Source organism: Hymenobacter miniatus, from assembly GCF_016427455.1.
Lineage (GTDB): Bacteria > Bacteroidota > Bacteroidia > Cytophagales > Hymenobacteraceae > Hymenobacter > Hymenobacter armeniacus.
Map to the genome: position 1 here is coordinate 141,851 of NZ_JAELXR010000012.1, position 12,304 is coordinate 154,154.

The window sequence follows — 12,304 nt, forward strand, 5'->3', positions numbered from 1 at the left end:
GCTAGCCGTACCTGGCCATCTGGTTCGACTGCTGCTCGCACAAGATTGTGGGCTGGGACATGCGCGACACCATGCCCGAAGGCTGGGTGAAACAACACCCCGTCGTCGAGCCGGTGCACGACTTCCCGCCGCACCGCGCGGCCCGCGGCGGCAATCCACAGCCCGAACCTCTACTTCACCACCACAACCGCAGCCCCAACCGGCTCAACCCCAAATACGCATGGAACGGCCGTGATTTAGTAAGATTCCCCGGGTTATTGAAGCGGTGCCGGCTGCCTGAACCGAGTTTGTACCAAGGCCCAAAGCGAGTCACGAGCCAGCGGTTTGTTAACGCAGCAACTCAACGGCGCGCCGACGCGCCGGACGGAGCTGGACGGGCGACGACTGCGGGGGCAAACTCCACGCGCGTTCGCGGGCAGCAGCGACCGCGCGTGCCGGGTCGTTGCCTATGGCAGCCACCTCGGCCAGGCACGCCGCCAGCCAGGCAGCAAAGGCCTCGGCCGACGCCACCGGCCGGTAGCGCGTGGAAAAGACTTGGCGGGCAAAGCCGGGGCGCTCAGCGTACAGTTCTACGCCAAAAGCTCCAGTAACGTATTCGAGCCGCACGGCCCAGCCCAGAACTGGCTCGGCCAATAAGGCCCGTCGCAACCCGTTTTTAAGTTCTGCAACGGTGCTCATTCGCTAACGGTGGCTAAAAGTGGCATGGCCCGATTAGCAAGGCAGTTTTTCGCCCTGTTAGTGGTGTTCAGTACTGTTCTCCTCATCGCGCCGACAAAGGTCGGGGCTCGTCCCGCGGGCCGCGGCCGCGTTTAGCACCAACGGTAAGAAATTGTCGGCCAATGGCGGCGCTCGCTCGGCCGTGCGTTTTACCCAGGTTCCGGACTTGAAAAAGGCGTTGGCGGTGCTTTCACCCAAGTCGTACGCTCACCCCGACAAAGAAGCCGCTGGCACTTGGCAAAGGGTCACCGCTTGGGGGTAGTCGTCCCAGTGCCTGGCAATGGGCACGTCGATTACACGTGTTGTCAAGCCAGGCTTTTTCGGAGGGTTGGGCATGCCGGCAACGTTGCAGCACCGTGCAAGTAGAACGCCAGCAAAGAATGTATTCCACCAGGAAAACTTTATGAACTGTTGTTCAAATCGTAATCCATTCACAAAAAAGCCCCTCTACGTAGTGCAGAGGGGCTACATGTGGGCCCACTTGGAATCGAACCAAGGACCTACTGATTATGAGTCAGTTGCTCTAACCGATTGAGCTATAGGCCCGGTGCCGGAGGCAGTCATCTTTCACCTCAACCCTTGCCGTTGCCGGCCCTCCAACGCTGCAAAAGTACGACCTTCGCCCATGGAAAACCAAGCTTGATTATGTTACCTCATTTGCTCTTCGATTTTGGCGGCGTCATCATCGACATCGACTACGACGCCACCCCGGCCGCCATGCGCCGCCTGAGCCGGGCCGGCAGCACCATTGCTTTCTCGCAGGCCCAGCAGGCCGAGCTGTTCGATAAGTTCGAAACCGGCCACCTCTCCCCTGCCGAGTTTCGGGCCGGACTGCGCGAGGCCTACGAGCTCGACGCGACCGATGCGGAACTCGACGCCGCCTGGCACGCCATGCTGCTCGACGTGCCCGCCGAGCGCTTGGCCCTCATCGGCGAGCTGCGCCGGCAGGGCCACCAAACGGCCCTGCTCAGCAACACCAACACGCTGCACATTGCCGAAATCAACCAGCGCCTGGCCACCAAATACGGCTTCACCCATGGCATTGCCGACGTGCTCGACCGCGTGTTTTACTCCCAGGAAGTGGGCCTGCGTAAGCCGGGCGAGGAAATATTCCGGCACGCGCTGCGCGAAATGAACTGGCAGCCCGAAGACGTGTTGTTCATCGAGGACAGCCCGCAGCACGTGGCCACCGCCCGGCGGCTGGGGCTGCGGGTGCTGCACCTGGCCCCGCCCCTCACCCTCACCACCGCCCTGCCCGAAGCCCTCCGTGTCTTTCCCCGAGAATACGCCCCCGCCCACTCCTGAGCCCGAGCCATTCGGCTTTCCGGCCGATGTGGCCTCCCCGCCGGCCCCCGCCTTCGACCCTGCCGAGCCCCGGGCCCGGCTGCTGGCGGCGCGGGCGCTGTTTCGGCGCTTCGAGCGGCCCGAGCCGTCGCCGGCGCGCACGGCGGCGCTGCACATTGGGTTGTTTCTTCTCACGCTCGTTACCACCACGCTGGCCGGCATTCAGCTCACGCGCGGCGCCTTAGCGATGCTGCCGCTGGAGGTGTTCGGGCTGCGCGGGGCCGCGCTGTGGGCGGAGTTGAAGCGGGGGCTGTGGTTTGCGCTGCCTTTTCTGGGCGTGCTCACGGTGCACGAGTTCGGGCACTACTTCACGGCGCGATACAACCGAGTGCGGGCTTCGCTGCCTTATTACATCCCGTTTCCGATGGGGTTGGGCACGTTTGGGGCCGTCATTCGCATTCGGGAGCGGATTTTTTCGCGGCGCGAATTCTTTGATATCGGGCTGGCCGGGCCACTGGCGGGTTTTCTGGTGGCGGTGCCGCTGCTGGTTTACGGGTTCACGCACCTGCCGCCGCTGGCGTATCTCTGGACCATTCACCCGGAATACGCTCGGTTTGGAGCCGACTATGCCCGGCACGTGTATCCGCCGGGTGCCGAGGGTCTCACCATTGCCAAGCCGCTGCTGTACCGGGCCCTGGAATGGGCTTTTGCTGACCCCGTGCTCCTGCCCCATCCCAACGAATTGATGCACTACCCCGTGCTGCTGGCCGGCTCGCTCAGCTTGTTTTTCACGGCCCTCAACCTGCTGCCCATAGGCCAGCTCGACGGCGGCCACATCCTCTACGGCCTGTTGGGGCCCGGGCGGTTCAATCGGCTGGCGCTGTACCTGTTCATCGGGTTCATTTTTTATGCGGGGCTGGGGCTGTTTACGTTGCGCGACGACTGGCAAACCTGGCTCTACGGCGGGCCGGTGTATGCGGGCTACTTGGCGCTGATATTCTGGCGGGTGCTGCCGGCGCCGCGCCAGGGGCTGCTGCTGGCGGCGGGCATCTGGGTGGCGCAGCTGGGGTGCGCGGCGGCCTTTCCGGGCCTGGTGGGCAATCCCGGCTGGCTGGTGTTTGGGCTGCTGCTGGGCCGTTTCACCGGCATCTACCACCCGCCGGCGCCCGACGAGCGGCCCCTGAGTTCCGGCCGCAAGGTGCTGGGCTGGGTGATGGTGGCTATTTTTGTGCTGTGCTTCACGCCGAGCCCGTTTCAGTAGGCCCGCGTTTTCTGTTTCCGATTTTTCGCCGCTTCGTCGGCCGTCTACCGCATTTCTGGAATGATTTTCACCCAAAAACAACTTTTTCTGGGCACCACCCACATTGCCCTGCGGGCCGAAAGCCTGTACGTGTGCAAGCGCAACCCGCAGGGCGTGGCCACGCTCGAAACCGAGATTCCTTACGAAGAAATTCTGCCCGTGAAAGCGGCCGAGCAGCGCCACGTACCCGTCAACCAACTGCTGCTCACGGGCCTGCTGCTGGTATTTATCGGCTACGGCCCGTGGCGCGCGTGGCTGGCCACGGGCCAGGCCGGGCTGTCGCTGGCGGTGTGGTGGCTGGTGTTTGGCTTCAATGCGGTGTCGCTGTGGCTGCGGTTTGAGCAGCAGTGGTTCACGTTTCGGCTGCAAACGGCGCACCTGGTGCTCACGCTGGCGGGCCGGCCGTGGCAGCGCAAGCAGTTTCTGGCCTTGGTGATGGAGCTGGAGCGCCGCACCAAAACCTACCTGCGCGACGAATACGGCCAGGTGAACCCGTTGGGCTTCATCGAGCCGCAGTTGCGCCGCGTGGCCTGGCTGCACGAACTCGACGTGCTGAGCGCCCGCGAAGCCCAGGCCCTGAGCACCCGCCTCACCGGCCGCCGCAGCACCGCCCCGCTCAAGAGCATGGGCCAGGAGCTGGAGTCGCCGTATCTTAACTAGCCCTTGCCGCATCGGCCCACCTCATTTTGCGGGCCACTGCGGGCTACCTTTGGTGCAATCTTTGCTCCGCCGTTTCGCTCATGAACCGACTGCTGGCCTGTTTCTTCGCTGCCCTCATGCTGCTCCAGACCCTGGGGCCGGAGGCAGTGGTGCTGAGCTACCAGCTCAACAAGGCCCGCATCACGGCGCTGTATTGCGTGAACAAAGCCCGCCCCCAGTTGCGCTGCAACGGCAAGTGCCACCTGGCCCAGCAGCTGCGCAAAGCCGACGGGGCCGAGAAAAAAGCCCCGGCCGGCGCCGCGGCCAAAGTAAAATTTGAGGTGCTGCCCACGGCCGCGTTGGTGCTGCGGGTGCCCCGGCGCTGGCTGGCCCCGGCCGGCCGCTACCCCTCCCCGCCGGCGGCGCACTGCGCCGCCGTGCCCACCCCGGACGTGTTTCGCCCGCCCCTGTTGTTGGTTTGATTGCTAGTCGCTGGCTTTTGGCACCTGCCGAAAGCCGCGCTTTTGCTGGTCCCGCCGCGCCCTCGGCGGGCCGGTGCGCCTAGGCGCACCCCTCACCCACTTTCAGTTACCGATTCACTTTCCGATGAAATTTTCCGCTTTTTCGGCGCTGGCCAGCGCTGTTGCTTTGGTTGCCGTCAGCCTCACGGGCTGCAAGAAATCAGACGTTGAGGCTTCCTCTCCTACCGAGTTCACGCTGCACATGGACAACGGCGTGACCATGCCGGACCCCGCCAATAACAACACGCCCAAATTCAACTCGCTGGTGCTGGGCTCGGGCACGTACAAAAACGCTTACGGCGACAACTTCACCGTGAGCACCCTCAAGTATTACATCTCCAATGTGAAGCTGAACAAGGCCGACGGCAGCAGCTACGCCGTGCCCGACAGCTACTTCCTGGTCGACCAGACCGACCCCGCCTCCCAGGACCTCACCATGACCGGGGCGCCCGAGGGCGAGTACAGCAGCGTGAGCTTCATTGTGGGCGTGGACAGCGCCCGCACCAAGGCGGGCAGCTACGGCGGCGGCGTGCTCAACGCCGGCAAAGGCATGTTTTGGGACATGAACGGGCCCGAGTTCATCAACTTCAAGCTGGAAGGCAACTCGCCGCAGGCCCCCCACGCCCCGGCCGCGGCCACGGGCGCGCTGGTGTTCCACATTGCCGGCTACAAGCACTCCACCACCAATACCATCCGGACCGTGACAGTGCCGTTCACCACGTCCAAGCTCATCATTGCCCGCGACCACAAGCCCGAGGTGCACATGCTGGTGGAAGTGGCCAATATGTTCGGCAAGGCCCCGGGCCCGCTGGTGAGCTTTGCCAGCACCTACAACGTGATGGGCGGCACCACGGCCGCCCGCATCGCCGACAACATTCAGGCGAACGTGTTTTCGGTGGGGCACATCCACGCCAACTAGGGCCGGCGGCATGAGACTTTTTTTCCTGCTAGTGGCGGGCGCCACCTTGCTGGCGCCCGCTCCGGGCCGCGCGTGCGACATCTGCGGGTGCTTCATGGGCATCACGCCCTACGACAACCAGAGCGGCTTGAGCCTGATGCACCGCTACCGCGTTTTCAACGGCTACCGGCAGTACGGGCAGTCGCCGCAGTTTTTTCCGGCCGGGGCGCGGCCGTTTTTTCCTTCGCCGGCCAACGGCGACGACGGCTACGCGCACAACCACAACGGCAACCCGAACGATTTCGAAGTCTTCCGGGTGGCCGAGCTGCGCGGCAAATACTTTCTGGCGCAGCGCGTGGAACTCAATGCCTTTGTGCCTTACGTGATGAACACCTCGCAGATAAACGGCCGGCAGCTCAACGCTTCCGGGCTGGGCGACGTGACGGTGTTTGCCGGCTACCACCTCATTCGGGCCATCGAAACGGCCGGGGTGCAGAGCCGGCTCATCGTGGGCGGCGGCGCGAAGCTGCCCACCGGCGAGTTCACCCGCCAGAACGCCCAGGGCCGGCGCTACCCGTTGCTCAACCAGGTGGGCACCGGCACCACCGACGGCTTTGTGTACGCCAACTACATTGGCAGCTACCGCAGCCTGGGGCTGAGCGTGAACAGCAGCTACCGCCTCTCGACGGAAAACCGGTTCCGAAACAGCCTGGCGCCCAGCACGGCCACGTTTGCCAACCTGTTCTACCGCCTGCCGCTGGGCGAAAACTGGCAGGTGTACCCCTCGGCGCAGTTTTTCTATGAGAAAACCGACGGCGAAATGCTCGACGGCCGCCTCACCGGCGAGCACGCCATGAACAACGCCCTGCTGGGCCCCGGGCTGGATTTCTACTACAAAAACCTGTCGCTGAATACCAACTTCCAACTGCCCGTGTACACTGCCGAAACCGACCACCCGGCCAGCGCCGGGCGCATGGTGCTGTCGGTGGGCTACAGCTTCAACCAAACCAAGTACCTCATTCACGGCAAAAGCTGAGCACTGGGAACCCCACTGAGGGCGGTGCGTAGGAAAGTGCATCTTCTCACTTCCTTTCCCCGCCAGCTATGAGCACCTCCCTCAATCCCCAGGCTGTGGCCTACGCCCGCCGCCTCATTCAGGACGGCAAAATCAAGAACGACGCAGGCCACTGGCGCCAGCACAACCCCGACACGTCTAAGGAAAACGCCTTTCTCGCAAAACACGAGATGGAAGAGTACGCCAATTGGCACCTGGGCCTCGACACCAGCAAGGGCGCCGACACCAAAGGCCGCTACCACTTCCCCTACGGCGACTTCAACACCGTGCACCGCGACGGCCTGATTGCCGCCAAGGAGCGCGCCGCCCAGCAAGGCTACCGCGACATCGAAAACGCCGCCGACGAGCTGCTGCAGCTGCTGGAGAAAGAAGCCGAATAAGTAACCGAACCCACAGGGAAGCCCCGGCAGCGCGTGCAGCCGGGGCTTTTTCTATCCGATTGGCTGAGGTGCGGCGCTCGGCCTGCGGTATCAGGGGTTGACTCCGCAAACGGCCGTTCCCGACGGCACTCGCTCGTACACACCGTTGATGGCGCAGCCGCCGCCGGTGGTGAGCTCCATGTTGGTGGCCGTGAGGGAGGTGATGATTTCTTGGTGTTCGAAGGCCTGACCGTCAGGCGAATTGGTTGACTTCATGAACAGCACCTTTTCGGCGGGACCGTCGGGGCTGCGCTGCACGGTGCGCAGCTCGTAGGTATTTCGTTCCAGCAGCAGGCCGTTGTAGTACCGGACGTAGTGGCGGTCGGCCTCCAATACCAGCCGAGTATCCTGGGTGGGCGGCAAGGCCTCCATTTTGCCGGTGGTGCCCCCACCACTCACGGTCAGGCGCCATTCGCCTACCTCTGAAACGGGCGCAACGTCGTCGTTGCGCTGGCAGGCGCTGAAGCTGCTGAGGGCCAAAGCAAACAATGTGGCAAGACGTAATCCAGAGAACATATCGAGGGCTAGTTAAGGTGGATATGCGCTAGACCGGCCAGCCTCCCTGCCGGTTGCACAGCACCACAAAAAAGCCCCGGCATGGAAGGCCGGGGCTTTTTTTAAACAATTCTCAGCGGCTTATTCCACCACCAGCTTCTTCACCACCACGCCGGCTTCGGTTTGCAGGCGCAGCGAGTACACGCCGCTGGCCAGGCCGGTGAGCGGCAGCGTGTGGGTGGCGACGCCGGCGGGCAGCGCCTGCGTGAGCACCACGCGGCCCACGGCATCGAGCAGCGCGGCCGTGGTGGCGGTGCGGCGCAGGCTGGCGGGCAGCTCTACAAACACGGCTTTGCTGGCCGGGTTGGGGAACAAGGCCACCTGGGCGGCCAAGGACGCCGAGGCCGTGCCGAGCACCTGCTGGGCCCCGAAGACGAGCTCGAAGCGCGGGGGGGTGGCGGCCGCGTTCTGGGTGAAGGTGTAGGCGGGCGTCAGGCTCAGGTCGGTGAGCGTGCCCAGTTGCAGGTCGCGCAGGAAGGGCTGGGCGCCGGCCGGGAAGTTGAGCACCTGCGCCGCGCGCAGCGTGTAGGTGCCCGGGGCCGGCACGGCCACGGCGAGCGGCACGGTCACGGTGGTGGTGCTGCCGGTGGGCAGGCCGTTGATGGCGAGTTGCGTGCCGGCGGCCACCGAGGCCAGGTTCAGGCCCGTGGTGTTGGGCAGCTTCACGGCGTCGTAGTGCGCGTCCACCCCGGCCGTGGCGCCGGCCTCGAAGTACACGTACGCCTCGTCGGACGCCGCGCCCGTGGCCCCGCGCAGCGTCAGCTGCACCAGCGGCCGGGTTTCTGAGGTGCCGCGGCGCACGGGCGTCGCGTCGAAGCTGGTGAGGCGCTGGCTGTTGCGGAACGTGAGCGTGCCGCTGGTCTGGCCGGCGCTCACGCGGGCAAAGAAGCCCTGGCCCGCGGGAATGACGGGGTTGCCGCCCACGCCGTTCACGTAGCTGCGGTACTGGCCCGCGTACTGGGCCGTGCTTTCAAACACGTACACGGCCGCGTCGAGGTTGGTGCGGTCGGCCGGGGCCACCAGCGAGTAGTCGAGCGGCGCCGGGTACGGGTTGCCCAGCAGCTGCCAACCGGCATCGGCGGCCGTTGGCCCGGCGTTGCGGCTCAGGGCCAGCGGCAAGTTGCCGTTGTTGAGCGTGCCCACAAAGTCCACCAGCTGCGAGGCCCCGATGTTGACCGTGTAGCCCCGGCCCACAGCCAGCGGGTCGCTCAGGGTGGCGGGCGAGAAGAAGCCCTTGTCGAAGGCGCTGAGGTTGTTGCTCAGCGTGAGGCGGCTCTGGTCGTAGCCATACACGGTGGGGAAAGGCGTCTCGAGCGTGGGCGTGGCCGAGGAATTGTACACCGAGTTCACCACCGGCGCGAAGCCGCTGGTGGCCAGGTCGGCTACCGTCGAGTTGCTCACCGGAGCCGAGTAGTGGCGGTAGCCCAGACCGGGGTTCAGGCTCGGGTCGATGTAGCGCTGCACGGTGGCCGTGCCTGTCACCACCCCGCCGCTGTTCACCACCAGGGCCGTGCCCGCGGCGCTTGAGAGCAGCGTGAGCGGCTGGCCGCCGGTGGCCAGGCTGCCCGTCAGGGTGAGCACGCGCTGCACGGCGGCCGGGCCGCTCAGGCTGGCGCCGCTGGCGCCCACGCTCAGGTTCCAGAAGGTGCTCAGGGCGCTGCCGCCCACGGCCTGGCTGGCGGCACCGGTCAGCGCGAAGGTGCCGCCGGTAGCCGTCAAGGTACCGTTGTTTACGTAGTTGCCTTTTAGGTCGAGGGTGCCGCCGCTGTGGGCCAGGCTGGCACCAGCGGCCAGGGTCAGGGTTTTGGCGGTGGCGGTGCCGGCCGCGATGAGCGGGTAACGCGGGGCGCCGGCCGGAATCAGGGCGTCGAGGGTGGCCGTGGGCAGGCCGCCGGTCCAGTTGGCGGCCGTGTACCAGTCGGTGCTCACGCTGCCGTTCCACACCACCTGGGTGATGGGGGCGTAGGTGATGCTGAACGTCGGGGCCGCCGTATTGCCGGTGTTATTGGCGTCCTGGGCCACGTTGGCGGGCACGTTCACCGTCACCAAGCCCGCGGCGGCCGGCGTCACATTGAAGGTATAGGTAGTGCCCGAGCCGCCAAAGCCCGAGACGGTGCCGTTGCCCACCGTCACGCCGGCCGCCGTGAAGCCCGTTACGCTCTGCGAGAAAGTTACCGTGACGGGAATGGGCGAAATGGCCGTGGGGTTGGTTGCCGTGCTGCTGATGCTCGTCGTGAGCGACGGCGCCGTCACGTTGAAGCTGCTCGAGGTGAAAGTGGTATAGCCGCCGGTGTTGGTAGGCTGAATGGTGCCCACAAATACGCCGTTGATGTACACGTTCACCACCTGGTCCTGCGTCGAGCAGCACACCCGCTGGCTGGTCTGGAAGCTCACCTGGTAGGTGCCCGTGGGCACGGCCAGGGCCTGGCGGGCTTCGCTGCCGGCATTCTGCAGGAACGCCACGGCGCTGCCGTCCGGGGCAGTGGGAGCACCGAAAGCGCTGCCATTCAAGGCAATGCCCGACCCGTTCAGGAATGTCCAGACGGCCCCGGTGGGATTGTAGCCGTAGTTGCCGAAGTTGAGGCTGCTGTAAGTCTCGAAGCTGCTGTTCAGGAGGGCGTTGGTCCGGGGCGTGCCGCCCTGCAGCACCTGTACCTGGTCGACAAAGGCCGTGACGTCGGTGCCGGCCCCGCCCATGCCCTGGATGCTGAGCACCGGGCTGGTGAAATTTTTCTGGATGGTGTAGGCGGCGGCCGTGGTGAAGGGCACGTTGGTGATGGTGGGGCTGATGCCCGCCGCGCTGCTCACGTCCAGGCGCAGGGTGCCGTCGCCGGTGCCCGTGTTCACCACCACCGTGTAGGTGGTGCCCGAGCCGCTCACGCTGGCAAGCGAGGCACCGGAAACCCCGGCGGTTGTCAGCGCAAAATTCGACACGCTAACGCCCGTCACACTGCCCGAGAATGTCACCCGGTAGCTCACCTGGGCCGTGGCCGTGGGCGAGGGCGTGAGGCGCGTCACGGACACAACCGTGGCCGTCGGCAAGTTGTAGGTGATGCTGAACTGGGGCGCGGCCGTGTTGCCGTTGCCGGCTGCGTCCTGGGCCACGTTGGTGGGCACGTTCACCGTCACCAAGCCCGCGGCGGCCGGCGTCACATTGAAGGTATAGGTAGTGCCCGAGCCGCCAAAGCCCGAGACGGTGCCGTTGGCCACCGTCACGCCGGCCGCCGTGAAGCCCGTTACGCTTTCCGAGAACGTCACCGTGACTGGGATGGGCGAGGAAGTGGTCGGGTTGCTGGCCGTGCTGCTGATGGCCGCCGTGGGCGCCGCCAGGTCCACCGTGAACGTGTTGGTGTTGCTATCGACGCTGCTATTGCCAGCGGCATCGCTGGCCCGGGCTTTCACCGTGTGGCTGCCCTGGGCCAGGGCCGTGGGCTGCGTGAAGGTCCAGTTGCCCGCAGCATCGGCCGGGGTCGTGCCGATGGACGTCAAGTCCACGTACACCGTCACCGTGCTGTTGGCTGGGGCCGTGCCACTGTAAATGGGGGTGGCGTTGTTCGTGGTGCTGCCATTGGCCGGCGCCAGCACGACGGGGGCGGCCGGCGGCACGGTGTCCACCGTGAAATTGTTGGTGGCGCTGCTGGGGCTGTTGGTGCCGGCCGCGGCGGCCACGGCCCGCACCGTGTGGCTGCCTTGCGTGAGTCCCGACGGCTGCACCAGCGTCCAGCTACCGCCCGCCGAAGCCGTGGCTGTGCCAATGGCGCTGCCATCGACGAACACCGTGACCGTGGTGCCGGCCGGCGCCGTGCCGCTGTAAGTGGGCGTGGCGGTGCCGATGGTGCTGCCATTGGCCGGTGTGCTCACTACCGGGGCGGCCACCACCAGCGTGAAGGATACCGCTATGAAGGCCGTGTTGCTGCCGCTGCTGCCGTCGTTCACGGTAAACGTAACCGTGCGGTTAGCGGTGTTTGGGATGTTCGCCGTGTTGACGTAAGTGAGGGCGCGCAGCGCGCTCTGCCACTGGGCCAGCGTGGCCGTGGCCCCGGCCGAGGTCAGGGTCAGCACGCCCGTGCCGGCGTTGTAGCTGCCCACCACGTTGCCATATACTGTAGCGTTGGTATTGGTAAAGGCCAGCACGTCGCTGCCCGACTGGAAATTGCCCGAGATAGTGGCCGTCGCGGAGGCCAGCGTGGCGTTGTCGGCGTCGCTCACGGTCACGTTGGGGTCCACGGCCACGGGCGTTGAAGGACCGGGAATGTTGTGCGTATACACCGTTGTGGTGACGCCGGTGAACACAAACGGGTTGTCGTTCACGGCCTGTACGCTCACGTTTTTGGTGGCTGCCGTGCTGCTCAAAGCGCCGTCGTTGGCCACAAAACTCACCGTGCGAGTGGCCGTGTTGGGCGTATCGGAGGAATTGGTATAAGTGACAGCGCGCAGCGCGCTCTGCCACTGGGCCAGCGTGGCCGTGGCCCCGGCCGAGGTCAGGGTCAGCACGCCCGTGCCGGCGTTGTAGCTGCCCACCACGTTGCCATATACTGTAGCGTTGGTATTGGTAAAGGCCAGCACGTCGCTGCCCGACTGGAAATTGCCCGAGATAGTGGCCGTCGCGGAGGCCAGCGTGGTGTTATCGGCGTCGCTCACGGTCACCCCGGCGTCGATGACCACAGGGGTCGACGTCACGTTATTCCCCTCCACAAAGGCCGTGGTCCCCGTGCTGGTAACCACCACCGGCGCGGCGCTGGCGGGGGCCAGCGCCAGGCCGTTGTAGGTGGCACCGGCCGTGGCGGGCACTACTACGGTGCGGCTGGCGCCGGCCGTGGTGAAGCGCAGGATGCCGCCCGTGCCCACGTACTGGTCGGCCACGTAAAGCAGCCCGCCGGCCGCGTCCAGCGCCAA

General features: G+C 65.6%; 10 protein-coding genes and 1 tRNA gene. 7 read left to right on the forward strand and 4 right to left on the reverse strand.

Annotated elements, in window-relative coordinates; translation table 11 throughout:
* Positions 1–327: 327 nt before the first annotated feature.
* Complete coding sequence (locus JAO73_RS17910) at positions 328–678, reverse strand: hypothetical protein (RefSeq protein WP_198978508.1); 351 nt, start codon at positions 676–678, stop codon at positions 328–330.
* Positions 679–1,189: 511 nt separating this feature from the next.
* Positions 1,190–1,263, reverse strand: a tRNA-Ile gene (locus JAO73_RS17915).
* 99 nt (positions 1,264–1,362) lie between these two features.
* On the opposite strand from JAO73_RS17915, the gene JAO73_RS17920 reads away from it, so the two are divergent.
* The 7 genes from JAO73_RS17920 to JAO73_RS17950 all read left to right on the forward strand — a co-directional run bounded on the left by JAO73_RS17920 (position 1,363) and on the right by JAO73_RS17950 (position 6,814).
* Positions 1,363–2,022: an HAD family hydrolase gene (locus JAO73_RS17920; protein ID WP_198978509.1), complete on the forward strand. Its 660-nt coding sequence runs from the start codon at positions 1,363–1,365 to the stop codon at positions 2,020–2,022.
* A complete protein-coding gene (locus JAO73_RS17925; RefSeq protein ID WP_317191243.1) occupies positions 1,985–3,262 on the forward strand; it encodes a site-2 protease family protein in 1,278 nt (425 codons plus the stop codon). Before JAO73_RS17920 ends, JAO73_RS17925 begins: the two co-directional genes overlap by 38 nt.
* Positions 3,263–3,322: 60 nt before the next feature.
* Positions 3,323–3,961, forward strand: a complete 639-nt coding sequence (locus JAO73_RS17930; protein WP_198978510.1) for a hypothetical protein — start codon at positions 3,323–3,325, stop codon at positions 3,959–3,961.
* A gap of 80 nt (positions 3,962–4,041) precedes the next feature.
* Positions 4,042–4,422 (forward strand): hypothetical protein, encoded by a 381-nt coding sequence (locus JAO73_RS17935; protein WP_198978511.1) that lies wholly within the window; start codon positions 4,042–4,044, stop codon positions 4,420–4,422.
* Between the two features lie 124 nt (positions 4,423–4,546).
* Positions 4,547–5,380, forward strand: a complete 834-nt coding sequence (locus tag JAO73_RS17940; RefSeq protein WP_198978512.1) for an MbnP family protein — start codon at positions 4,547–4,549, stop codon at positions 5,378–5,380.
* 10 nt (positions 5,381–5,390) lie between these two features.
* On the forward strand, positions 5,391–6,395 hold the full coding sequence (locus tag JAO73_RS17945; protein ID WP_198978513.1) for a hypothetical protein: 1,005 nt from the start codon (positions 5,391–5,393) through the stop codon (positions 6,393–6,395).
* Positions 6,396–6,463: 68 nt separating this feature from the next.
* The gene (locus JAO73_RS17950) at positions 6,464–6,814 is read left to right on the forward strand and encodes a hypothetical protein (protein WP_198978514.1); all 351 of its coding nucleotides are present in this window, start codon (positions 6,464–6,466) and stop codon (positions 6,812–6,814) included.
* A 90-nt stretch (positions 6,815–6,904) separates the two neighbouring features.
* Here the strand turns inward: JAO73_RS17950 and JAO73_RS17955 are convergent, their stop codons facing one another.
* Positions 6,905–7,342: a hypothetical protein gene (locus JAO73_RS17955; RefSeq protein WP_198978515.1), complete on the reverse strand. Its 438-nt coding sequence runs from the start codon at positions 7,340–7,342 to the stop codon at positions 6,905–6,907.
* Positions 7,343–7,489: 147 nt separating this feature from the next.
* Positions 7,490–12,304 (reverse strand): beta strand repeat-containing protein (locus JAO73_RS17960; RefSeq protein ID WP_198978516.1); only part of this gene is annotated, 4,815 nt, incomplete at its 5' end.